The organism is Lactobacillus sp. WILCCON 0149 (assembly GCF_057197965.1).
Genome location: NZ_JBUBHO010000001.1, coordinates 2,179,909 through 2,202,483, shown reverse-complemented (window position 1 = coordinate 2,202,483; position 22,575 = coordinate 2,179,909). Strand labels below are relative to the sequence as shown.

19 protein-coding genes and 1 tRNA gene are annotated in these 22,575 nt (G+C 51.5%); 9 read left to right on the top strand and 11 right to left on the bottom strand.

Going from position 1 to position 22,575, the window contains the following annotated elements:
* The first annotated feature begins 76 nt into the window (after positions 1-76).
* The gene (locus ACYVUV_RS10285; RefSeq protein WP_484499309.1) at positions 77-1,258 is read left to right on the top strand and encodes an MFS transporter; all 1,182 of its coding nucleotides are present in this window, start codon (positions 77-79) and stop codon (positions 1,256-1,258) included.
* Between the two features lie 118 nt (positions 1,259-1,376).
* Complete coding sequence (locus ACYVUV_RS10280; protein WP_439774688.1) at positions 1,377-3,161, top strand: FAD-dependent oxidoreductase; 1,785 nt, start codon at positions 1,377-1,379, stop codon at positions 3,159-3,161.
* Between the two features lie 143 nt (positions 3,162-3,304).
* On the opposite strand, the gene ACYVUV_RS10275 is transcribed toward ACYVUV_RS10280, so the two are convergent.
* Positions 3,305-4,225 carry a LysR family transcriptional regulator gene (locus ACYVUV_RS10275; protein ID WP_439774689.1) on the bottom strand — a complete coding sequence of 307 codons (921 nt, stop codon included), beginning with the start codon at positions 4,223-4,225 and terminating at the stop codon, positions 3,305-3,307.
* Between the two features lie 184 nt (positions 4,226-4,409).
* On the opposite strand from ACYVUV_RS10275, the gene ACYVUV_RS10270 reads away from it, so the two are divergent.
* From ACYVUV_RS10270 to aroD, 3 genes are all read left to right on the top strand, one after another.
* Entirely contained in the window at positions 4,410-5,345 is a 936-nt protein-coding gene (locus ACYVUV_RS10270; protein WP_484499308.1) for a shikimate dehydrogenase, read from the top strand.
* Between the two features lie 102 nt (positions 5,346-5,447).
* Entirely contained in the window at positions 5,448-6,668 is a 1,221-nt protein-coding gene (locus ACYVUV_RS10265) for an MFS transporter (protein WP_439774691.1), read from the top strand.
* Positions 6,669-6,711: 43 nt separating this feature from the next.
* Positions 6,712-7,470 (top strand): type I 3-dehydroquinate dehydratase, encoded by a 759-nt coding sequence (aroD, locus tag ACYVUV_RS10260; RefSeq protein ID WP_439774692.1) that lies wholly within the window; start codon positions 6,712-6,714, stop codon positions 7,468-7,470.
* A gap of 97 nt (positions 7,471-7,567) precedes the next feature.
* Here the strand turns inward: aroD and ACYVUV_RS10255 are convergent, their stop codons facing one another.
* From ACYVUV_RS10255 to ACYVUV_RS10245, 3 genes are all read right to left on the bottom strand, one after another.
* Positions 7,568-9,055, bottom strand: a complete 1,488-nt coding sequence (locus tag ACYVUV_RS10255) for a glycoside hydrolase family 1 protein (protein ID WP_439774693.1) — start codon at positions 9,053-9,055, stop codon at positions 7,568-7,570.
* A 133-nt stretch (positions 9,056-9,188) separates the two neighbouring features.
* The gene (locus ACYVUV_RS10250) at positions 9,189-11,078 is read right to left on the bottom strand and encodes a beta-glucoside-specific PTS transporter subunit IIABC (RefSeq protein ID WP_439774694.1); all 1,890 of its coding nucleotides are present in this window, start codon (positions 11,076-11,078) and stop codon (positions 9,189-9,191) included.
* A gap of 305 nt (positions 11,079-11,383) precedes the next feature.
* On the bottom strand, positions 11,384-12,220 hold the full coding sequence (locus ACYVUV_RS10245) for a PRD domain-containing protein (RefSeq protein ID WP_439774695.1): 837 nt from the start codon (positions 12,218-12,220) through the stop codon (positions 11,384-11,386).
* Positions 12,221-12,443: 223 nt separating this feature from the next.
* Here ACYVUV_RS10245 and ACYVUV_RS10240 point away from each other — a divergent pair, with 223 nt between their 5' ends.
* Positions 12,444-13,376, top strand: coding sequence for a shikimate dehydrogenase (locus tag ACYVUV_RS10240; protein WP_439774696.1), 933 nt, complete (start codon positions 12,444-12,446; stop codon positions 13,374-13,376).
* A 39-nt stretch (positions 13,377-13,415) separates the two neighbouring features.
* On the opposite strand, the gene ACYVUV_RS10235 is transcribed toward ACYVUV_RS10240, so the two are convergent.
* Positions 13,416-14,417 carry an Rpn family recombination-promoting nuclease/putative transposase gene (locus ACYVUV_RS10235; protein ID WP_484499307.1) on the bottom strand — a complete coding sequence of 334 codons (1,002 nt, stop codon included), beginning with the start codon at positions 14,415-14,417 and terminating at the stop codon, positions 13,416-13,418.
* A gap of 93 nt (positions 14,418-14,510) precedes the next feature.
* On the bottom strand, positions 14,511-15,437 hold the full coding sequence (locus ACYVUV_RS10230) for a LysR family transcriptional regulator (RefSeq protein ID WP_439776161.1): 927 nt from the start codon (positions 15,435-15,437) through the stop codon (positions 14,511-14,513).
* Positions 15,438-15,602: 165 nt separating this feature from the next.
* Between ACYVUV_RS10230 and ACYVUV_RS10225 the strand changes: the two genes are divergently transcribed.
* Both ACYVUV_RS10225 and ACYVUV_RS10220 read left to right on the top strand, forming a co-directional pair.
* Positions 15,603-17,483: a flavocytochrome c gene (locus ACYVUV_RS10225; RefSeq protein ID WP_439776164.1), complete on the top strand. Its 1,881-nt coding sequence runs from the start codon at positions 15,603-15,605 to the stop codon at positions 17,481-17,483.
* 27 nt (positions 17,484-17,510) lie between these two features.
* The gene (locus tag ACYVUV_RS10220; protein ID WP_439776160.1) at positions 17,511-17,978 is read left to right on the top strand and encodes a hypothetical protein; all 468 of its coding nucleotides are present in this window, start codon (positions 17,511-17,513) and stop codon (positions 17,976-17,978) included.
* A 67-nt stretch (positions 17,979-18,045) separates the two neighbouring features.
* Here the strand turns inward: ACYVUV_RS10220 and ACYVUV_RS10215 are convergent, their stop codons facing one another.
* The 5 genes from ACYVUV_RS10215 to ACYVUV_RS10195 form a co-directional block, all read right to left on the bottom strand.
* A complete protein-coding gene (locus ACYVUV_RS10215) occupies positions 18,046-18,909 on the bottom strand; it encodes a lysophospholipid acyltransferase family protein (RefSeq protein WP_439776159.1) in 864 nt (287 codons plus the stop codon).
* 18 nt (positions 18,910-18,927) lie between these two features.
* Positions 18,928-19,875: a glycosyltransferase family 8 protein gene (locus ACYVUV_RS10210; RefSeq protein ID WP_439776158.1), complete on the bottom strand. Its 948-nt coding sequence runs from the start codon at positions 19,873-19,875 to the stop codon at positions 18,928-18,930.
* 38 nt (positions 19,876-19,913) lie between these two features.
* Positions 19,914-20,738: a glycosyltransferase gene (locus ACYVUV_RS10205; protein ID WP_439776157.1), complete on the bottom strand. Its 825-nt coding sequence runs from the start codon at positions 20,736-20,738 to the stop codon at positions 19,914-19,916.
* A gap of 29 nt (positions 20,739-20,767) precedes the next feature.
* Positions 20,768-21,544, bottom strand: a complete 777-nt coding sequence (locus ACYVUV_RS10200; RefSeq protein WP_439776156.1) for a lysophospholipid acyltransferase family protein — start codon at positions 21,542-21,544, stop codon at positions 20,768-20,770.
* 60 nt (positions 21,545-21,604) lie between these two features.
* A tRNA-Lys gene (locus tag ACYVUV_RS10195) sits at positions 21,605-21,677 on the bottom strand.
* Between the two features lie 126 nt (positions 21,678-21,803).
* Here ACYVUV_RS10195 and yycF point away from each other — a divergent pair.
* Positions 21,804-22,532: a response regulator YycF gene (gene yycF, locus ACYVUV_RS10190; RefSeq protein ID WP_270448343.1), complete on the top strand. Its 729-nt coding sequence runs from the start codon at positions 21,804-21,806 to the stop codon at positions 22,530-22,532.
* The last annotated feature ends 43 nt before the right edge of the window (positions 22,533-22,575 follow it).

The window sequence follows — 22,575 nt, the reverse complement described above, 5'->3', positions numbered from 1 at the left end:
AAAATTGCTTATTATTAAATGTAAGCGGTTTACGGTATACTGAAAAGTGAGAAAAACAACAAAAGGAGTGAAAGCTATGTCAGCTAAGAAGCACCGGTATGCCGCCACGGCAACGACCGTTTACTTTTCATACTTTATGATGGGGATTGGGATGTCCCTTCTGGCCCAGTTCAAGCCCCAGTTTGCCTCCCTCTGGCACTCTTCAATTTCCGGAGTCCTAAGCGTGGTCAGCGCTGTTGGGATCGGGGGGATCGTCTCCATCTTGATCACTGGCCCTATTTCAGACCACTTTGGCCGCCGGGCCTCAGCCGTCATCGGCCACTTGCTCTGGGCAGTCTACTACATCGGCCTGCTTTACGCTCCGAATTTTGCTGTTGCCTACATTATCGGGATTCTGGGCGGGATCGCCAATTCCTTCTTGAACGCGTCCAACTTCCCGGCCTTGATGGAAATTTTCCCAGAAAGCGCCTCAGTAGCGGGCCTGATGTCCAAGTTTGCCATCAATATCGGCCAATTCTGCCTGCCTTTAGCCATTTTGCTGGGGACGGCCCTGGGTTCGGGCTACCGGACCGTCTTCATGCTGGCTGGCATCTTGTACATCGTCATGGCCTTGATTTTGGCCTTTTCACCATATCCAGACCAGGTCAGCGGTCCAAAAAAGCAGGAAAAAGCCAAGCACGATTTCAACCTGGGCGTCTGGAGCCTGGTTCTGATGGGCTTTACCTCCACGGCTGCCTTCCTGCTCTGGATCAACACCTACCAGGAACTGGCCAAGTCCTACGGGATCGCCAACCCCAGCTCTTTGCAGTCAGTCTACGCGGTCGGGGCCTCAATTGCCGTCCTCTTCAACTCCTTTATCATTAAAAAAGGGGTCAAGGAAATCGACATTTTGATCTGGTACCCCCTGCTCAGCGCGGCTGGCCTGCTTTTGGCCTACTTCATCAAGGCCCCGCAGATTCTCTACCTGACCAGTCTGGCGGTAGGCTTCTTCGCGGCCAGCGGCCTTTATCAGCTGGGCCAAAGCGTCCTGGGGCAGATGTACCCGGACATGAAGGCAACTGTCCAGTCTTGGGGCGGCTTCTTCTCTGCCTTTGCCAATTTCGCCATCATCCAGCTGGCGGCTTCCATTACGGCCCGGACCGGCGCGGCTGCCCCGCGTTTGATCCTGCTTTTGAACGTGGCCAACATGCTGCTTGGCACGGCTTTGGCCTTCGTGGTTAAGCGGGTTGGGCAGAAAAAGCAGGGTAAGACTAATTAATATACCACTTTCAATAAAGATGATCTATTAATAAAAAGACCGGGACTTATTTTTTTAAGTTTCCGGTCTTTTTATAATGAAAGCGATTGTAGAAAAATGATTAGCAGGAGAAGATCTCATGAGCAAAGAAACACTTAAAGCGCAAGCACAAGGCCGTAACGGGGAAATCGACTTTGATATCGAAATCGAAAACCGAGAAATCGCCGATATCAAGGTAACCAAGAGTTCAGAAACCAAGGCTGTCTTCAACCAGGCCTTCGGCCAGCTCCGCGACAACGTTCTGGCTGCCAACAGCTTCAATGTTGACGCTGTTTCCGGGGCCACCATCATGACCAAGGCCATCTTGGAATCCGGACAAAAGGCGCTGGACGAAGCAGGTCTTGAGCCAGCTCCCCGGCCAGTTGACAGAAGCCACAAGGCTGTTACTTTGGACGTTGACGTGGCCGTTGTCGGCTCCGGTATGGCCGGCCTCATCGCTGCCTGCCGGGCCTTGTCCATGGGCAAGAAGGTCGTCGTTTTGGAAAAGAACGGCTATGTCGGCGGGGCTTCAATCTTAAACGGGTCCAACGTGACCGCTACCGGGTCAAAACTGGCCAAGAAAATCTTTGGCTCTTTAGCTGAAGAAGACTCAGCCCAGCGCCTTTTTGACGATATTACCAGAGAATGCCGGGGGACCAACTACCCGGAAATGTCCCATCTGCTGGCCGACAACATCGGCAAGGCCATCGACTTTATCACTGACTTTGCTGGCTTGACCTACCAAAAGGCGGAAACCCAGACCATTGAACACAGCGTCAACCGGCAAGTGGAAATGCCAAGCCAAAGTTCTTACGAAGTCGTAACCAAGGTGGCTGACGCCTTCAAGGCCAAGGGCGGGATCCTGTTGACCGACGCCCGGGTTGAAGAATTAAAGAAGAACCCTGCCGGCGTTTTGACCAGCCTGGTTGCTGAAGGCAAGCACCAAACCACCACGGTCAACTTCAAGTCTCTGGTTTTAGCAGCCGGTGGCTGGGGCGCCAAGGACTTCAAGGAACACAAGACTGATATTCCTTACTACGGGCCAATGACTTCAACCGGTGACTACTTCGGCTTTGCCAAGGGCATGAACCTGGTTACCCGGAACCTGGACTGGTACAAGGTCTACCCGCACGGCTTGGAAGTTGAACCTGGCATTGCCAAATTGACTACTTACTCAACCAAGGAAGCCAGCGACATGGGGGCAATTTTTGTCAACCGGGCCGGCAAGCGGGTAGTCAACGAAAGCCTGCCTTACACCCACTTCCGTGACGCGATCGCCAATGAAAAGGACAAGACTTGCTTTGTCTTGATGGACCAGCGGATTTGGGACCGCTACTACGAACTGATGCTTAAGTACGGCTTCACTGCTGAAGAAGTCCAAGGCTTCTTTGCCAATGATGGCAAAAAGAGCCCAGTTCTGGTCAAGGGTGACCTGGCCACTGTAGCGCAAAAGGCTGGCATCGACTACGGCAACTTGAAGGAAACCTTCGACCACTACCAGGAATACGCCAAGGCTGGCCGCGATCCGGAATTCGGCCGCGATGCCAAGTTCCTGCATGAACTTGAAGGCGACACTTACTACGTCATTGAACAAAAGCTCCGTTTCTGCACCACCATGGGCGGCTACGAAGCCACTAAGGATATGCAGCTTTTGGACAACGACTTTAAGCCAGTTGCCAACTTCTACGCTGCTGGTGAACTGGTTGGCGGGGCTAACGGCAAGGACTCAATGCCGTCAATGATGAACTCCTGGTCCTACGCTTCCGGTTTCGTTGCTGGTACGGCCGCAGCTGACAATGCCAACAACTACGTGCTTGACGCCGTGACCAGCGCCAGCCACGCTCCGGCTCCTAAGCCAGAAGCAACTTCCGGCGCCAGCCACTAGCATTGCTAACTATTCACAAATTTCCTCCTAAGGCAAAAAGGGGATATGTGAAAATATACACTTTGTCCTTTTTTGCCGCGGGAACCTTCTTCCTTACAAAAACTTGCTAAAAAAGCCCAAGCTGATGCTTGGGCTTTTTCTTGTTAAACGAGTTTATGTTCGTTATTGTAATGCTTCCGGCAGTAAGACTTGATAAATTGTTCGAATCTGGTTACGGCCGGGGTCAAGAAGTGGTCGGACTTTTTCACGACAAAGATCGGGTGAACGCCGACATTGTTTTCAATATGCAAAAGCTTGACCGTCTGCGGGTCCAGCTGGGGCAAATGCGGCACGATAGCTACCCCGTAGCCCCAGTGAACGAAGCCGATGATAGTGTGGTCTTCCATGGATTCCATGACGATCTTCGGCTTCACGCCGGCTTCAGCGAACATCTTGTCCAGGCGCTGGCGCAGGCCGCTTTGCTTGCTGTAGTAGATCATCGGGAACTTGGCCAAATCAGCCAGGGAGACAGAGTCCTTTTTGGCTAGAGGATTGGAGAAGGGGACGACAGCCAGCATTTCCTGGTCAACCAGGTGGGAGATGTCGACCTTGTCCTCCGGGCCAGGCAGGTCAGGAGCGGATGAGACGACCAGGTCCAGGTCATCATTGACCAGCTGTTCAACCAAATCGTCAGTTGTCCCCTGCACGAAGGAGAAGGAAATGTCCTTGGTGTCTTTTTCCTGCTTAAACTTGTAGATCAGCTGGGGAATCAAGTCCTGGCCCATGGTAAAGGTGAAGCCGACCCGGATATGACCCCGGTTGACGTCCAGCAATTCGGCAATGTATTCGCCGCCCCGGTCCAGGTCGCTTAAACCGCTCTTGACGTATTCCAGGTAGATCTTGCCATAGTTGGTTAAGCGGATGTTCCGGCCTTCTTTTTCAAAAAGGGGCACGCCAAGTTCTTCCTCAATGCTGCTGATGGCGTAGGAGAGGGAAGGCTGGGAGATGCCCAGCTTTTCAGCGGCCTTGGCCATGTGCTCCGTCTTGGCCAGCTCGACGAAGAAACGCAGATGTCGAATGTTCATATTTGCCTCCAAATCATCACAACAGTTTTTCCATGCCTATATTATACCGTTAAACAAGAACTGATAAAATGCTTTTATCAATAATTTTGCCTTGCCTTATTTATCACGAAAGCTGAAAACGATAACATAATAGTGAATTGAGAAAAAAGTAACTTGTTGTATAAGTTTAAAGGAGATTCCAGAAATGGCAGACGAAAGAAACAACGAGATTGAAGAAACGAAGATTCAAGGCGTTAACGGCCCAATCACCGGCTGGCTTGACGGGCACACGATCCTGGTAGGCTTGATGGCTTACCCGATCCGCCACACCATGTCACCAACCATGCACAACAATGCTTTTGCCAAGTTGGGCTTGAACGGGGCTTACCTTTGCTTTGAAATCGACAACGAAAAGCTGCCAGGCGCTATCGACGCTATCCGGACCTTGGACATGCGGGGGTCAAACGTCTCAATGCCAAACAAGAAGAAGGTCATCCCTTACCTGGACAAGCTGGACAAGACTTCACAAATGTGTGACGCCGTTAACACCATCGTCAACGAACACGGCGTTTTGACCGGCTACACCACTGACGGCATGGGCTGGCTGCGGGCCTTGAAGAAGGACGGCCAAGACGTTAAGGGCAAGGTTATCACTTTGGCTGGTGCCGGCGGTGCCGCTACTCCAATCGCTGTTACTGCTTCTCTGGAAGGCGCCAAGGAAATCCGCATCTTCAACCGGGACGACGACAAGTGGGCACAAGCAGTCAAGAACGTTGAAACCATCAACAAGGAAACTGACTGCGTGGCCAGCGTTCACCACCTGGAAGACAAGGAAGACTTCAAGAAGTCAATCGCTGAATCAGACATCTACTGCGATGCTACCAGCGTAGGGATGAACCCATTGCAAGACCAGACTTTGGTTGAAGACCCATCATGGTTCCACGAAGACATGGTTGTTTCCGACACTGTTTACGCACCACGCAAGACCAAGCTGATGGAAGTCGCTGAAAAGGCCGGCGTAAAGCACATCTACAACGGGATCGGCATGATGATCGAACAAGGTGCCGCTGCCTTTAAGCTGTGGACTGGCAAGGAAATGCCAACCGACTACATCCAGGAAATCATGGATGCCAACAAGTAATCTGTAATTTTTAACCTGCAAATTTAATAGAAATTGGTTTAAATCAATACCTTCTGCAGCTGAATACTCGCCGACAGAAGGTATTTTTGGAAGGACAAAATCATGAAAAAGAACAAATACATGATGACTGCCTTCATGCTGTACATGAACTACTTCGTGCACGGGATGGGCGTTATCATTATTTCGCAAAACGCCACCAACCTGGCCCACCAGTGGGGCACGACCGCGACCGGCGCCATTGCCGTAGTCTCCTCTTTGGGGGTTGGGAGAATCATCAACCTGCTGATTTCCGGGATCCTGTCTGACAAGTTCGGCAGAAAGCCGTTCGTGCAATTGGGGATCGTCTTCTACCTGATCTTCTTCGTCGGCCTGCTTTTCTCTAAGAGCGTGACTGTGGCCTACATTTTGGGGATCTGCGCCGGGATGGCCAACTCCTTCCTGGACACTGGTACTTACCCAGCCTTGATGGAAATCTTCCCAGATGCCAAGGGGACTTCCAACGTTGTTTTGAAGGCCTTCATCTCTGGCGCCCAGTTCCTCTTGCCATTCATCGTCAGCGGCCTGGCAAGTGCCGGCGCATGGTACGGCTGGTCAATCGTGATTCCAGCTGCCATCCTGGTTATCACCTTCATCTACTTCCTTAAGGGTGCCTTCCCAGACTCCAAGGCAGTTGCTGAAGCTGAAGAAAAGAAGGCTGAAGAAGCTGAAGCAGCGGCTGCTGCTGACAGCGACAAGCCGGCAGTCAAGTCCAACAAGTGGCTGGACGGTACCTTGTTCATCCTTTACGGCTACATTTCCCAAGCTACCTTCTACATGGTCAGCCAAATGCTGACCCAATACGGGCAACAAATCAGCCACATGAGCGACAGCGCTGCCCACGCCCTGGTTTCCTGGTACTCACTTGGTTCAATCTGCTGCGTTCTGTTTACTGCAGTGATCGGCCGCAAGTTCAAGGAAGTGCAATTGGTCCCAATCTACACTTTGGGTGCCTTTATCGCCATCTTCTTGATGTGGGCATACCCAGCCAGCGCCGTTTTGATGGGCATTCTGGCCTTCGCCGTTGGTTTCTTTGCCGCTGGTGGCGTAATGCAGCTGGGCTTGACGGTTATGGCCGACTTCTTCCCAGCTGGCAAGGGGACGGTTACTGGTTTCTTCTACACTGCCGGTTCAATCGCTTCCTTCACTATTCCTTTGGTCATCAACGCTTTGCCAGGGATGAGAGAAGTTATGTTCTTTGACGTGATCGTTGCCCTGCTGGGCTTCGTGGACACGACCATCATTGCTATCCGTTACAAGCACCTGTTTGGTTCACTGAAGAAGTAATTTTTTTAAAAAAGCAAAAAACATAAAAACAGAAGGTATTAATATGACTACTGTAAAAGTTAGAAACATTGTTTTGGGCGAAGGCCTGCCAAAAATTGCCGTGCCAAACGTCGGCGTGACTGAAGAAGAAATTCTGGCTTCAGCCAAGGAAATTGCGGCTGCCAAGCCTGACATCATGGAATGGCGGATCGACTACTACGAAGCCGGCATCAAGGACAATGAAAAGCTGATCGCTACGGCCAAGGCTTTGCGGGACGTAGTCGGCGAACTGCCAGTTCTGGTTACTTTCAGAACCAAGAACGAAGGCGGCGTCCTGGAACTGGGTGAAGACGAATACCTGGATCTGGTGGCTACTGTAGTAACCAACCGCTTGGGTGACGCGGTCGACATCGAACTTTTCCACGATGAAGAAAGAGTCAAGGACCTGGTTAAGCAAGCCCACAACTACAACGTGGTAGTTATCATGAGCAACCACGACTTTGAAAAGGTGCCAGCCAAGGATGTCATCGAATTCCGCTTGAAGAAGATGGCTGAATTGGGTGCTGACGTGCCAAAACTGGCCTGCATGCCGCACAGCGCTGACGACGTTTTGACCCTTTTGAGCGCGACTAACGACGCCCGCAAGGTACTCTCAACGCCAATCATCACCATGGCAATGGCTGACTTGGGCAAGGTCAGCCGGATTGCCGGCCAAGTCTTCGGCTCCTGCTTGTCATTCGGTGCCGTTGGCAAGACTTCAGCACCTGGTCAATTGTCAATCGAAGACTTGAGAAACGCTGAAAATTACTTGGAATTGCACTAATAACCAAGAGAAACGCTTTTCCTGAAAAGAAAGCTCCCGTATCAATCGCGATACGGGAGCTTTTTTGGTGGGGAGAGATTGTTATTTTTTTCTTAGGCTAATTGCTTAAATCTTCGCCGTCACTGGCGATAACCTTCTTGTACCAGTAGAAGGAGTCCTTTGGAATTCGCTTGAGACTGCCTTCGCCCTTGTCATCGCGGTCAACGTAGACAAAACCGTAGCGCTTGCGCATTTCACCGGTTCCGGCGGAAACCAGGTCGATGCAGCCCCACATTTCGTAGCCCATCAGGTTAACGCCGTCGAGGTTGATGGCGTCGCGCATGGAAGAGATGCACTGCTGCAGGTAGGAGATTCTTTCCGGGTCGTGGATCTTGCCGTCTTCACTGATCTGGTCCTTGACCCCGATGCCGTTTTCCACGATCCAGAGCGGCTTGTGGTAACGGTCCCAGAGCTGGTTCAAGGCGATCCGCAATACGTCCGGGTCGATCGTCCAGCCCCAGTCATTGGTCTTAAGGTAAGGGTTCTTGACCCCCATGGCCAGGTTGCCGCCAGCTGTGTCGTCAGTTTCATGGGTGGTTACAACGGATGAAGAGTAGCAGGAGAAGCTGAGGAAGTCAGCCGGGTACTGGGCCAGGAGCTCGTAGTCGCTGTCTTCGTCGTCCAGCTTGATCCCTTCAGCTTCGTACTTCTTCAAGATCCAGTTTGGGTAGCGGCCGCCGGTCTGGACATCACTGTAAAAGAGGGTGGCGTCGCTTTGCTTGAGGGCCTTCAATTGGTCCTTCGGGTCAGCCGTCAAGGCGTAGACCGGGCCGTAAGCCAGCATCTGGCCGACCTTGATTTCTGGGTCGATTTCCCGGGCCGCCTTGACCGTCAAAGCGCTGGCCACGAATTGGTTGTGGGCGCCTTGGGCCTTGCTTTGGGCATCATCGGTCAAAATACCGGCTGCCATGTAAGGGCTGAGGCTCATCATGTTGATTTCATTGAAGGTCAGGTAGTATTTAACCAGGCCCTTGTAGCGCTGCATGACCGTTTTGGCGTAGTTGACGAAGAAGTCGATCAGCTTGCGGCTGGTCCAGCCATTGTACTTGATAGAGAGATTAAGCGGAGTTTCATAGTGAGACAGGGTAACCAAAGGTTCAATGCCGTACTTGCGGCATTCCTGGAAAACTTTTTCGTAGAATTCCAAGCCCTTTTCGTTTGGCTGGTCATCATCGCCATTTGGAAAAATCCGGGCCCAGTTGATGGAGAGGCGGAAGCACTTGAAGCCCATCTCGCTCATCAGCTTGATATCTTCCTGGTAGTGGTGGTAGAAGTCAGTTGCCGTGTGGCTTGGGTAGTAGTAGCCGTCCAAAACAGCCGGTTCTGCTCCTTCCGGGAAGGTCATTGACTGGCCAAAGGCCATTGGCACATAGCCGCTTTCCCCGGTCTGCGGGTTCTTCCAGGTGATCTTTCTGGCTTCAGTGTGGGAGCCGTTGGTCATTACATCGGCCGTGCTGAGGCCCTTGCCGTCTTCTAAATAGGCGCCTTCATACTGATTGGCGGCAGTGGCCCCGCCCCAGAGGAAGTTTTTTGGAAATTTTGCCATGATTTATCTCCTTATCTGTTATTGCTTTTATTTTTACTAGCTATATTACCTGTGTTTAATGCACGAAAAGATTTGCCGGAGGCAAATCTTTCCATGAACGTTTTTGAGAGAAATATGTATTAGTGTTTTGCCGCTAGGACAGAGCCAGCAGCTGGTCGCCGGCCTTAACCGCGCTAAGTTTGCTGTCGCCAATTTCATGGTAGGACTTGGAATTGGTGATGATGACCGGCGTGGTCAGGTCGTAGCCCTTGGCCTTGATAGCGTCCAGGTCAAACTTGACCAGTGGCTGGCCGGCCTTGACTTCTTGGTCCTTGGAGACCAGGACTTCGAAGCCTTCGCCGTTAAGTTCAACCGTGTCCATGCCGATGTGGATCAAGATTTCCGCGCCGTTCTTGCTCTTCAGGCCAATAGCGTGGCCGGTTGGGAAGACCAGGCTGACCGTGCCGTCAACTGGTGACTTCAAAAGACCTTCGCTTGGCTTGATGGCAATGCCATCGCCCATAGCGCCGGAAGAGAAGACTTCGTCTTTTACTTCGCTTAACGGGCAAACTTCACCGGCAACTGGGGCCAGGATAGTTTCACCGGCAACAGTTACTGAAGGACCTTCTGCTGGAGCAGCAGTTTCAGTAGTTTGAGTAGTTTCTTCTTCCCCGTAAAGGCGAGGAACCTTGGTCATCATGGTCAAGGCAAAGCCAAGGATCAGTGAGATGACCGCGCAGATAGCCAGGTTGATCACACTGGCGAATGAACCAGTCTTAGGGTTGATGTATGAAGGGAAGGCGAAGATTCCCATACCACCCATGGCGTAACCAGTCACGTTGGTTAAGCCGCAGTAGATACCTTGGATGGCACCAGCGATACAAGTCATGATGAATGGCGTCTTCATCGGCAGGGTAACCCCGTAGATAGCCGGTTCAGTAACCCCGAAGATTGAGGAAATCAGGGCCGGGGTAGCAAGCTCCTTGACCTTCTTTTCCTTGGTCTTGATCATGATGGCAGCCAAAGCCCCAGTTTGGGCGAAGCAGACGGCAACTGACGGGTTCAGGAGAACTGACCAGCCCTTTTGGGCAAAGTCCATGATAGCCAGAGGAACCAGACCCCAGTGCAGGCCGAACATAACCAGTACTTGCCAGAGCCCACCAAGAACTGCCCCGTAAAGCATCGGGCTGAACTTGTAAATAGCCTGGAAGACAACCCCAACCCAGTTTGACAGGGTGTTGGCGATTGGCCCGATCAAGAGTATGGACAAAGGTACTGAGATCAGAAGGGTGAAGAATGGAACAGCGAACATCTTGATGTCAGTTGGCATCCATTTCTTCATCCGCTTTTCAACCAGGGAGGCAAACCAAACGGCCAGGATAATTGGAATCACCGTTTGGAAGTAGCCGCCGCTCGGCAATTTGATCGGCAGGCCGAAGAAGGTAGTAGTCGCCTTAACGGTCGTGCTCAAGGTCGGGTAGAGCATAGCCCCAGCCAGTGCCAGGCCAGTGAACTGGTCAAGCTTGAACTTCCGGGCAGCAGTCAAGGCCAGGAAGAATGGCAGGTATTGGAACATCCCATCGCCCATGGCATTGAAGATGATGTAAATACCGTTAGTAGAAGCCATCCCAGTAGCAGCCAGGAGGGCAGTTACGCCTTTAAGCATACCGGCGGCACAGAGGGCGCCCAGGAAAGGCTGGAAGATGCTGGAGATCAAGTCGACGAAGCGGTCGAAGAGGTTGCCCTTAGGCGCGTCTTCCGCGTCGTCTTCAGCGACTTCCCCAACCCCCTTGATGTGGGAGTTTTTGAGAACCGCGTCGTAAACGTCGGCGACTTCGTTGCCGATAACCACTTGGTATTGGCCGCCGGCTTTAGCAACGGTGATGACCCCGTCGCGCTTCTTCAGGTAGTCGGTGTCAGCCTTGGATTCGTCTTTTAACACAAAGCGCAGTCTGGTCACGCAGTGCTTGAGGGAGGAGACGTTCTCTTCCCCGCCGACGTGCGCGACGATGTCTTTGGCTAGTTCATCGTAATTTTTTGCCATAATCGTTATCCTCACTTTTACAATTTGTCAAAATAAAAACCCGCAAGCCAGGATTCTTCACGTGGAAAAGATAGAAAGAGTCCTGTATATGCTTGCGGGTTCATGCCTAGTCGAACTAGTAACACACCTGGTTTAAGCGAAAAAAAGAACCTATCGGTAAATCAAGTAAGACTGACAAATGATATTGCCAGCGGCTGATTTCGTGATAGGTTCATGCCTGATTTAACAGTAACACGCTTAAGACATTTATTATGATAACGCTTCATAAAAGCGCTGTCAACAGAAAATGCGGAATTTTTTATTTTTTAGCGGTGAGTCACCCGCCAGATGTGAAGAATCAAGTAGGTCTGGTCATCGGCTGACAGGGTCCAGTCATCTTCCCGCTTGAGATACTGGGCAATCCGGTCGACCGTGTCTTTTTCTTTTGGGTACTTGGCAACCATCAGCTGCAGGAGGGCAGGGTCCAGTTCGGCGCTATTTTCCTTGCCGGTCAAGTGGCGGATGATCAGGGCCCGGAGGTGGGTAATGAAGCGCTCGTAATTGAAGCTGTCGGTATCCAGGGTGATCCCGTATTGGTATTGGACAATATTGACAATCCCGCCCAAGTAGCGGGTCATCCGCATGGTGTCTTGCAGTTTGGAACCGTCGGATTCGGCATTGATGAAGTGGTAGGTTAAAGATACGGCTTCAGAACAGTCGAAGGTTAGGTGGACAGTGTCAGAGATGATCTTTAGGGCTTCTTTAGCCGCGGCGTATTCTTTTGGAAAGAGGGTCTTGGTTTCCCAGCTGCCGCTCATGGGGTTGAGTTCCGCTCCGTCCAGGGTCCGCTTGATCATGAAGTCGATGTGGTCAGCCAGGGCAAAGTACTGGTAGCCGGTAAAGGAGATGCCGTACTTGCTTTCCAGCATTTCGCAGACCTGGTCAGTGGCGGCAAAGGACTGGGGATCAATGCCCTTGACGATGTCCGGTTCGACCTGGTCGATTTCGTCTTGAGCTTTAAAGCGGCGTTCGATTTTGCTTTCATCGACAGGCATCCCTGGTTTAAGCCCAAAGCCAATCCCCTTGCCAATGACGACCCAGTCTTTGCCAGCTGAGTCTTTGACAAGGGCAGCGTTGTTGTTGTAGTTTTTGATAAATTCCATAGCAAGTCCTCGTTAACAAATCATAATCGCGTCATTATTCAATGTTAGCGTTAACAGAGATAATTTGTCAATCCGCTTTTTACATAGAGAGTTTAGTGGGTATTTTTGAAATTATTGGTAAAACAATAGAAAAAATAGATTGATAAAAGTGGCAGATTGCCTTTCTTTATAGAGTGGCAAGCGCTAGCATATTTTTTAGAGATAAAAACAAAGGACTGAAAAGATGACTGACGAAAGAAGCAATGACATTTTACCGGTAAAAATCAACGGGATTACCGGACCAGTAACCGGCTGGCTGGACGGGCACACCATCTTGTTGGGCCTGTTCGCGAATCCAATCAGACACTCAGTTTCACCGACCATGCACAACAATGCCATGGCTAAGCTGGGCTTGAATGGGGCTTACCTCTGCTTTGAAATCGGGCCGGACCGGATCGGGGACGCGGTCAAGGCCCTGCGGACTTTGGACATGCGGGGAGCCAACGTGTCCATGCCAAACAAGCAGGCGATCATTCCCTACCTGGACAAGCTGGACCCGGCAGCAAAAATCTGCGGGGCGGTCAACACGGTGGTCAATGACCATGGCTTTTTGACGGGCTATACCACTGACGGGACGGGCTGGCTGCGGTCTTTGCAAGAAGACGGCCAGGACGTGAAGGGGCAGGTCATGACTTTAGCCGGTGCCGGCGGGGCAGCGATTCCGATTGCTGTAGCCGCGGCTATGGGCGGAGCCAAGGAAATCAGAATTTTTAATATCCACGACCGCAACTGGGAACCAGCCAAAGGCAAGGTAGCCGCGATCAATGAAGCGACTGACTGTGTCTGCAGCTTGAACCCAATGGAAGACAAGGAAGCTTTCAAGCAGTCGATCGCTGAATCCAGGATCTACTGCGACGCGACCGGAGTAGGGATGCCGCCACTGGACGACCTGTCACTGGTGGAAGATCCATCTTGGCTGCATGCGGACATGGTTGTCAGCGACACGGTGTATGAACCGCGGGAGACCAAGTTGATGAAGATCGCCAAAGAGGCCGGCGTCAAGCACATCTATAACGGTCTGGGCATGGTGGTCGGCCAAGGAGCAGAGTCCTTCAAGCTCTGGACTGGCAAGGAGATGCCGGTTGACTACATCAAGGAAATCGTCGCTAAGGCGTAAGAAAAGCGGACAAGTTTGGCTTGTCCGCTTTTTTGCTGCTTACTTCTTCTTGAGCAGCTTCTTGTACATGGCCCGGTCTGCCTCGGGGATGCCCAGGAGGTCCATGGCTCCGTCTGGAGTTAAGTTGGTGGTGTTCAGAATGTTGATCAAGTGATCTCTAGTTACCTTCTCGGTCGTTTCTTTAGTCACTTCTTTAGTCACTTCTTTAGTGACTTCCTTGGTCACCTTTGCAGTCACTTCTTCAGTCGTTTCCTTCTTGGCCCGATCAAGCTTGACCTGGATAAATTGTGGCATTACTTCAGTCATGGTAGTCACCTCGTTCTTATCTCTTTTTTCCAATTCCTTGATTAACTCGTCAAAAGCATGCGTGCCCGACAGGGCATTCATCATGTCCAAAAGAAGCATGATATCTTCTACTGACAGCTTTTTGGCGCTTGGGTGGTATTCTTCCCCGGCATTGGTCTGGATGAAGTATTCTGCCAGGCAGAAGAAGGCACTCTTGAAGCGCTTATCCAGCTCTTGCGCATTTAAGTCGCTGATCCGGTAAAAAGCCTTGATCTCGTAATCGCTGATCAGTGGCCGAATCTCTTCGGGCAGCTTCTTCATATTGATGTTCCCCAGCAAATTTCGGCTGTAGTTCCAAGCTTCTTTCCCGTAGTATACCACCAGCGTGAGCACGGGGTAGAGCTTTTTGCTCTTAGTGAGCTGGTAGCGATAGGCCGCGGCATCATAGTTCATCACCCGGGCCGGCATGTTCTTGTCCGGACGGGTCTGGTTCTCAATGCCAATTAGCGAAATAACAAACTTCTTCTTCCCGATCGTCAGCAGCTTGGCCACGTCTCGGTCTTGGCTGTGAATTTTCCCGTTAGCCTTGTAGTAGCTAAGCGTGTTGGTGTTTGCCAGCATCTCTGGCTTGATGACCTGTTTTCCATTGAAGATGAAGCCGTTTAATACGTCAGCGAACACTTCATTCTTGTCCAGCAGAATTTTTTCAACCAGGTCATTAGTGCCATGAGGCTGGTGTGATTTTCTTTTTGACATGGTTCCTCCAATCTAGGAGGGTGATTTTTCCCTCCACTTACTAATACAAGAAAACACGTCAAAATTTTTTATTTTCTCCAAAAAATTTTTGATTTAGCTGATCTCTTCCTGCAGCTCGGCCGCTTGGAAGGCATTGATCAGGTCTTTTAAGGCTGGCGACAGGTCAGCGCCGCGGCGGACGCCGATAAAGTAGGTCAGCTTGATCTGCTTGGGATCAAGGGGGTAGAGGTTGATTGGCAGGTGCTCCAGCCGCTTCAAGATGCTGGCTGAGGAGACCGTAAAGCCGACCCCATTGACAGCCAGGTTGGTGGCGGTGATGACGCTGTTGGAGGTCATCCGGACATTTGGCTGCACGCGGAAATAATGAAAGAGCCCATTGACCTGGTGGCGGATGGCGGATTCGCCATTGCTCAGGACAAAAGGCTGCTGGAGCAGCTCTTTGGGATCATAAGTCCCGGGATCGAGGATGAAGCGGTCCTTGAGATAGTATTTGGAATTTTCCGGGATCACAATATAGTAGACCTCCCCGCCATTGATATAAGTGTCAATTCCTTGCGCGACAGTTTCCGGCGTTTGCCCCATATAGCAGTCGACATCCCCGCCCAGCAGCCGGTCTTCGCTGGTGTGGGGGAAGCCTTCAGCAATCTGGATCTTGACCTGGGGATGCTTGTCCAAAAAGGCGGGCAGGATCTTAGGCAAAAGGAAGGTGCCCAGGCTTTCCAGAACGGCGATCCGGATGACTTCTTCCTTGTGGTTGCTGAAGCGCTCCAGGGCGTTGGCCAGCTGGTGGCGCTGGGCAGAAATGTTTTCCAGGTACTGGTAGTAGATCTGGCCGGATTCAGTCAGGGTAAAGGGAACCTTGTCCCGGTTGATGATGGTGGTCCCCAGCTTCTTTTCCACCCGCTTGATCAGCTGGGTCAGGTAGGGCTGGGAAATATAGAGGCTTTCAGCGGCCCGGGTGAAGTTGCTTTCCTTGAGCAGGACTTCCAGGTAGTTGAGCATGATGTCGGGATCGTTCATTTTCTTTTGTCTCCATTTTTTGCTAAAAAAGTCTCGTTTTTACGATAACACAAATGTTATTGGTTGATAATATTTAAAGTCGTTCATTTTTTCCAGGAATAATATTAGAATTAAGCTATCAAGTAAAGAAAACGCTAACAAAAGCAAAGGAGCAAAATCATGTCAATGAAATCAGGTACTTACAAGGTTAAGGCCAAGGGCCACGGTTCATCATTCATGCCAATGGAAGTCACTATTGAAAACGACAAGGTGGCGGACATCACGGTTGACTCAGCCGGAGAAACCAGCGGGATCGCTGATGAAGTCTTCAAGCGCCTGCCAAAGGCCATCATCGACGGGCAAACCTTGAACGTCGATGCCGTTTCCGGGGCTTCAATCTCCTCGCAAGGGGTGATCGACGGGGTTGCCGAAGCGATCAATGAAGCCGGCGGGGATGCTGAAGAATGGAAGAAGCGCGACAAGCCAGCTTCTTCAGCGGCAAAGGATGAAGAATACGACACTGACGTGGTTGTCATCGGTGCTGGCGGGGCTGGTCTGGCCGCTGCTACCCGGTCTCTGCAACATGATAAGAAAGTTGTTATTCTGGAAAAGTTCCCGCAACTGGGCGGCAACACTGCCCGGGCCGGTGGTCCAATGAACGCGGCTGAACCTGAATGGCAAAAGGGCTTCAAGGCTCTGCCTGGTGAAAAGGAAACCTTACAGGAACTGGCTGAAACGCCAACCAGCGAAATCGACCCAGAATACGTGGAAGACTTCGAAAAGCTGCGTGACCAAATCAAGGCTTACCTTGACTCAGGTGAAGACTACCTCTTTGACTCAGTTTTGCTGCACGAAATTCAAACCTACCTCGGCGGCAAGCGGGTAGACCTCAAGGGCAACGAAATCCACGGCAAGTACGAATTGGTAACGACTTTGGTCAATAACGTTTTGGACTCAGTCAACTGGCTGACCGACTTGGGCGTGAAGTTTGACCGCAGCGACGTAACCATGCCAGTTGGTGCTTTATGGCGCAGAGGCCACAAGCCGGTTGAACCAATGGGCTTTGCCTTCATCCACGTTTTGGGCGACTGGGTCAAGGCACATGGGGCAACCGTTTTGACTGAAACCCGGGCCAAGCACTTGATCATTGAAGGCGGCAAGGTTACCGGCGTGATTGCCGAAAAGACTGACGGCTCCAAGGTAACTGTCCACGCCAAGAGCGTGATTTTGACTGCCGGCGGCTTCGGTGCCAACACCAAGATGGTGCAAAAGTACAACACTTACTGGAGCGAAATTGCTGATGACATCGCTACGACCAACTCACCAGCTATTACCGGTGACGGAATTGCTTTGGGCCAGGAAGCAGGTGCTGCTTTGACGGGGATGGGCTTCATTCAACTCATGCCAGTTTCTGACCCGGTAACCGGGGAACTTTTCACTGGCTTGCAAACTCCGCCTGAAAACTTCATCATGGTCAACCAAAAGGGTGAACGTTTCGTCAACGAATTTGCGGAACGTGACACTTTGGCTAAGGCAGCGATCGACAACGGCGGCCTCTTCTACTTGATCGCCGACGACAAGATCAAGGAAACTGCCTACAACACCACGCAAGAATCAATCGACGCGCAAGTTGAAGCCGGCACTTTGTTCAGAGCTGACACTCTGGAAGAACTGGCTGAAAAGGTGGGGATGGACCCAGCAGTTTTGACTGACACCATCAAGAAGTACAACTCTTACGTTGATGCCGGCCACGACCCGGAATTCGGCAAGAGTGCCTTCCACCTGAAGTGCGAAGTCGCACCATTCTACGCAACTCCGCGTAAGCCAGCCATCCACCACACTATGGGCGGTCTGGTCATCGATACCAAAGCCCACGTATTGGACGAAGAAGGCCACGTCATCGCGGGCTTGTACTCAGCTGGTGAAAACGCGGGCGGCCTGCACGCCGGCAACCGTTTGGGCGGGAACTCCCTGGCTGACATCTTTACCTTTGGCCGGATCGCTGCCGACACGGCCAACGAAGAAGCTCCAGCGGCTGACGCGGTCAGCGGGGCATCCCAGCACTAAGAGAAATAAACAAGAGAGAGTAATACTATGTTCTACAAAAGCCACTTTGGCACCATTTTGACTTCTGTATTGTCCATGTTCATGGGCCTGGTGATGGCCATCTTTATCATCATCTTGAACCACCTGCCATTCAACTGGGTTAACCTGTTTGAATTGACTGCGGAAATCAACTTGATTGTCTTTTTCTTCAGCTTGTTCATCCCTTACAACGCCTGGGGTGACTGGTTTGCCGGCCTCTTCCACTTAAAAGAAGGCACGGTTGCCTTCAAGCTGGTCCAAGGGATTATCCCTTCCGCCGTTTTGAACACGCTCAACACCTTTATCTGCACCGGTGCCAGCATCTTTTACAACGAGTCTATCCCTAAGGCAGCGCGGATGACCGCCTACCTTAACGGCTGCAAGGAAGCCTGGATTCCATGCTTTATCGTATCCTACGTTGCTTCTTTCGCGGCTGTCTGGCTGGGCAAGAAGGTTGCTGAAAAATACGTCAAGTAATTGCCGATAAAAAATAAGATCATGAAGGAGCAATTTTCCTTCATGATCTTTTTGTCTCTAGCAAAAATTATTCTCCCCGCCAGCCGGCAATATCCCAGCTGGTGAAGTCATAGTCCAGTTTCTTCTTGTAGATTCTTTCGTAGGCCTGGACCTTCAGCTTGTAATCTTCTTCCATCAAGCGGCTGGCATTCTCGCTGGCCGTCTTGGTCGGGTCCGGGTAAAGCACGTCCAGAACATGTACGGTGTACCGGGTCTGGTAGAAGTGCTCGTTCTTCTTTTCCAATTTTGGCAGGTCCTGGATTTCCACAAAAGTCGAAATCACCGGCACGTTGCACTTGGCCGCGAAGTAGTAGGCTCCGCGCTGCGGCTTGCGGGGCTTGCGGTAGTTCCACCACATCTCCTGCTCCGGGAAGATCAGGACCCAGTGATCCTGATTAAAGGCGTGGTTCAAGTGCTGGATGAATTCCCGGCCCAGGTAGTTGGGACTCTGGGTTAAAGGAATTGAACCCATATTGTTCATGATGTAGGAGAAGAAGCCCGGCAGCTTCAAGTTGGTTTCCTCAATCACGATGTCCATCCGCCGGTAGGCCTTTTGAGCCAGGCGGTTAACGGCCAAAGCATCGATCTGGTTGAAGTGGTTGGCGGTCACGATGGCCCCACCTTTTGGCAGGCCGTTCAGCTTATCTATACCAGTTACCTTGGTTGAACCAGAAATCGTCTTGGTCAAAGCCTGCAGCAGCTCGTGGCCCACGGCCCCGTCAAATTTTGTCTTGACCTTGTCCTGCTTTTGCCAAAAATCTTCCACCAGAGCCAGCTTTTCCTCGCTGGTCATCATTGGATCGCCGATTTCTGTCTTGGCGGTAAAGTTCCGTTCGTTCGCGGCCTGCTTGATATTGTGAATCACGTCCAGGCGCTTGTCACCGATAATCATCTTATTCTCCTTAGTTCCTTACAGGGTAACCTTGACTTTCTGTTTCACGTGGAACCAGTTTTGCGGATCATGCAAAATCTGGCCGACCATGTCGACCATGCCCTGCATCTTGGCCAGTTCGTCCTTCCGGTCCTGGTCAGTAAACTTGGCCAGCTGCTTTTGCAATTCTTCGTAAAAAGGCGTCTCCTTAGCAGCCTGCCAGAAGTAGCTGCCGTACTTGACTTCTTCAAAGTGCCAAGGCTTGTAGAAGAGGTTGTAGTGGATCAAGTAAGGATCAGCCATTTCCGGGTCAAAGTCGTTAGGCATGGCGTCCCAGCGCGGGTCCAGCAGCTTGATCCGGCCAGAGCAGATCTCGTTTAAGTAGTCCTGGTCAGGGGCAATCGAGTTGAACTGGTAGGTTGACAGGAGCTGCAGGAACTTGTCTAAAAAGCCTTCTTCCCGCATGGCCTGGCAGTTCATGACCAAAACGCCGGAATTGACGTATTTGTCTGGATCGATCCCCAGGCAGTCTCTGATGTAGGTCTGCAAGGGCTCGATGTAGTGGACCGACTGGTCATGGCAGGCAGCGACCAGGTTGTTTCCCAATTCCGTCTGGTAGAGGCCGGCGATGTCGGCGTTCACGACCGTGTCAGCATCGATATAAACCGCCTTGTCGTATTCCGGGAAGAGGTCCGGGATGAAAAGGCGGTAGAAGATCGACAGGGTGAAGAAGTCGGCCCGGAGATAGTTGCCTTTTTTATTTTGAATCTGGGCAAAAAGCTGGTCATCCAGCTGGCGGAAGATGATCTTGACATTGTCTTTTTCAAAAGCAGCCAGGGCTTGCTGGTTGGCTGGGCTCAGCCCCTGGTGCAGGATGATGATTGTGTAGTCGTTTTGACTTCCGGCGTTTTTCGCCAAAGAGCTCAAAGATACGGCCAGGTAGGGGGTAAAGTCGTCGCTGATGGTGTAAAAAATTGGAATCGTCATTTTTCTTTCCTCCGAAAGCAGTCTTGCTCTTTTTTGTCTTACAGCTGGTCCTTCAGCTGCAGGTATTCATTGAGCAGGTCGTCATATTCGTGCAGGTTGAGCACGCTGTGGACCCGTTTCACGTCCCAAGGCTTGACCGTCTGGGTTCTGAAGTAAGGGAAGAAGCGGAAGCTGGTGGTAAAGTGCTGGATGACCGTGTCGTCCTGGAGGGCGTATTGCTCATTGTACTTGCGGGGGGCAATCCGCTTTTCCTTGGCCAATTTATTGATGGCCGTCTGGTCGGGCAGGAACATCTTCTGGACCTGCATCAAGTGCCGGACCCGTTTAAAGAGGCCGGTCCGCTTGATTTCCGGCATGTTCAAAAGGAGGACCCCGGAATTTAGATAGTCAAAAAGCTTCTTTTGATTGTGGAAGAAGAAGCGGCCGAAGTAGTCCAGAACCCCAACCAGTTCCGTCCCGGTCAAGTCCTGGGTGTAGAACTGGTCAACCGGCCGGCGGATGATCACGTCGTCATCCAGGTAGAGAATGCGGTCTGGAATCTGCGGCAGCTCGTCGGCAAAAAGTCGGAGCATGGCATATGGGGTGAAGCGGGTGCCCATGTTGGCCGTCGGCGGCTCCTTGATGAAATTTTCGGTGCAGTCGATCAGTTCCAGGCTGCTGTTAGGATTGTCAGCCACGATGAGAGAACGGATGAAGTCAGCCGCGTGCTGGCTGAAGGGCTTAAAGGACCGGTGTTTGCTGTGGGCCTTCATGGTCAGGATGTAGACGTGAATTTCCTCGCCGCGCTCGGCTTTCAGCAGTGATAAGACGGCAATCAGCACGCCTCTTTCAGCGTTGTGGTCACCGCAAAAAAGAAAGTTCATGATTCTGCCTCCTTTTTAGTAGAAAAATTCTATTTCCTACTGTCAATTTTAACATACGAGCAATATTCGCAAGTGCTCAGTTTTGCCCGCTCCCGCATGCTTTGAGCAATTTCATCATGCAGCTTTTCCTGGGCCGCCTTCTTGCCCAGACTCTTGTCCGGGTAAAAGGGACCGTCGATGTAGACCGTGATTTTCGGCCGCTTGCGCCAGCGGCAGGGCTGGTAGGTGGTCGTCATGGCAAAAGCCGGGGCCTTTAAGCTGACCGGGAAGTTGAAGCTGGTCGCCGGGAAGGGGCGGATCTTGGTGTAGTAGGGCCAAAGGTGGGCTTCCGGGTAGATGACGATAGCCGCCTTCTTTTCTTCATAGGCGTACTTGACGTCCTTGAGCAGGCTGATGGACTGCTTGATGTTTTTGCCGACCGGCAGGCCGGCAACGGGAATTACGTACTTGCCTAAAAAAGGAATCCCCCAATTGGCCTGGGCAGCCAGGGCATAGTAGCGGTAGGGATTGACGATGGTCATGGGCGTGAAGGGGTCACCCAGCATCTGGGTGTGGTTGCCGTAGACAAAGTAGCCCTGCTTTTTAAAGGGGCGCAATTTTTCCTTGCCTTTGACTCTGACCAGCAAAAAGAGGCGGGAGTAGAGCCAGGCAAAGGCGCAGGCCAGGCTGCGGACTAAACCATTCCAGATTCGCCAGCCAAATCCCTTCCGGAAGACCTGGTAGTCGTCTGGTAATTGGAAGTCCTGCTGGGCGGAACTGACCAGGTCCTCGCTTTCGCTGTGGTAGTAGTAAGTCTTTTTACTCATAAAAAGTCCCCGCTTGCTGTAAAATAAAAAAAGCACTGCGAGTGCAGTGCTTAGGGATGATGGGTCGTCAGGGGATCGAACCCTGGACACCCGGATTAAGAGTCCGGTGCTCTGCCAGCTGAGCTAACGACCCGTGTCAACCAACACTTTTATTATGCCATAAATCTCAGCAAAAGCAATCTCCTTTTTTACATTAATTGTAATTTTTTTAATTTCGCGAACAAATCAAGTATAATAGGGACAGTGAAGGAGGTCTATGATGCCTAAAAAAATTCTCGTCGTTGACGACGAAAAGCCGATTTCCGATATCATCAAGTTTAACTTGACCAAAGAGGGTTTTGATGTAGAGACCGCTTATGACGGCGAGGAAGCTGTCGAGAAGGTTGAAGAATACAACCCTGACTTAATGATTTTAGACTTAATGCTTCCGAAGAAAGACGGGCTGGAAGTAGCCCGGGAAGTCCGCCAGACCCACGACATGCCGATCATCATGGTTACCGCCAAGGGCGGCGAGATCGACAAGGTCCTCGGCCTGGAAATGGGGGCGGACGACTACGTGACCAAGCCTTTCTCCAACCGTGAGCTGGTGGCCCGGGTCAAGGCTAATTTGCGCCGCCGGGACATCGTCAAGAAGGCAGTGGAAGTCAACCAGCAAAAGGAAAAAGAACAGGAAAGCAATGACATCCAGATCGGCAACCTGCTGATCAAGCCGGATGCCTACCTGGTCGAAAAGAACGGGGAAAAGATCGAACTGACCCACCGGGAGTTTGAATTGCTCTACTACATGGCCCAGCATATGGACCAGGTCATGACCAGAGAGCACCTCTTGCAGACGGTCTGGGGCTACGACTACTTCGGCGACGTCCGGACGGTCGATGTAACGGTTCACCGCTTGCGGGAAAAGATTGAGGACAACCCGGTCCGGCCGAAAATTTTGGTCACCCGGCGGGGTGTCGGCTACTTCGTCAAGCAGCAAACAGAAGAATAATTTTTCAGAGCCACTGTTTGAGGTGGCTTTCTTTATGTGGATG

Excerpts from the sequence above, each read along its gene's own strand:
- ACYVUV_RS10285 (WP_484499309.1), top strand. The coding sequence starts at position 77 with ATGTCAGCTAAGAAGCACCGGTATGCCGCCACGGCAACGACCGTTTAC.
- ACYVUV_RS10280 (WP_439774688.1), top strand. The coding sequence starts at position 1,377 with ATGAGCAAAGAAACACTTAAAGCGCAAGCACAAGGCCGTAACGGGGAA.
- ACYVUV_RS10275 (WP_439774689.1), bottom strand. The coding sequence starts at position 4,225 with ATGAACATTCGACATCTGCGTTTCTTCGTCGAGCTGGCCAAGACGGAG.
- ACYVUV_RS10270 (WP_484499308.1), top strand. The coding sequence starts at position 4,410 with ATGGCAGACGAAAGAAACAACGAGATTGAAGAAACGAAGATTCAAGGC.
- ACYVUV_RS10265 (WP_439774691.1), top strand. The coding sequence starts at position 5,448 with ATGAAAAAGAACAAATACATGATGACTGCCTTCATGCTGTACATGAAC.
- aroD (WP_439774692.1), top strand. The coding sequence starts at position 6,712 with ATGACTACTGTAAAAGTTAGAAACATTGTTTTGGGCGAAGGCCTGCCA.
- ACYVUV_RS10255 (WP_439774693.1), bottom strand. The coding sequence starts at position 9,055 with ATGGCAAAATTTCCAAAAAACTTCCTCTGGGGCGGGGCCACTGCCGCC.
- ACYVUV_RS10250 (WP_439774694.1), bottom strand. The coding sequence starts at position 11,078 with ATGGCAAAAAATTACGATGAACTAGCCAAAGACATCGTCGCGCACGTC.
- ACYVUV_RS10245 (WP_439774695.1), bottom strand. The coding sequence starts at position 12,220 with ATGGAATTTATCAAAAACTACAACAACAACGCTGCCCTTGTCAAAGAC.
- ACYVUV_RS10240 (WP_439774696.1), top strand. The coding sequence starts at position 12,444 with ATGACTGACGAAAGAAGCAATGACATTTTACCGGTAAAAATCAACGGG.
- ACYVUV_RS10235 (WP_484499307.1), bottom strand. The coding sequence starts at position 14,417 with ATGTCAAAAAGAAAATCACACCAGCCTCATGGCACTAATGACCTGGTT.
- ACYVUV_RS10230 (WP_439776161.1), bottom strand. The coding sequence starts at position 15,437 with ATGAACGATCCCGACATCATGCTCAACTACCTGGAAGTCCTGCTCAAG.
- ACYVUV_RS10225 (WP_439776164.1), top strand. The coding sequence starts at position 15,603 with ATGAAATCAGGTACTTACAAGGTTAAGGCCAAGGGCCACGGTTCATCA.
- ACYVUV_RS10220 (WP_439776160.1), top strand. The coding sequence starts at position 17,511 with ATGTTCTACAAAAGCCACTTTGGCACCATTTTGACTTCTGTATTGTCC.
- ACYVUV_RS10215 (WP_439776159.1), bottom strand. The coding sequence starts at position 18,909 with ATGATTATCGGTGACAAGCGCCTGGACGTGATTCACAATATCAAGCAG.
- ACYVUV_RS10210 (WP_439776158.1), bottom strand. The coding sequence starts at position 19,875 with ATGACGATTCCAATTTTTTACACCATCAGCGACGACTTTACCCCCTAC.
- ACYVUV_RS10205 (WP_439776157.1), bottom strand. The coding sequence starts at position 20,738 with ATGAACTTTCTTTTTTGCGGTGACCACAACGCTGAAAGAGGCGTGCTG.
- ACYVUV_RS10200 (WP_439776156.1), bottom strand. The coding sequence starts at position 21,544 with ATGAGTAAAAAGACTTACTACTACCACAGCGAAAGCGAGGACCTGGTC.
- yycF (WP_270448343.1), top strand. The coding sequence starts at position 21,804 with ATGCCTAAAAAAATTCTCGTCGTTGACGACGAAAAGCCGATTTCCGAT.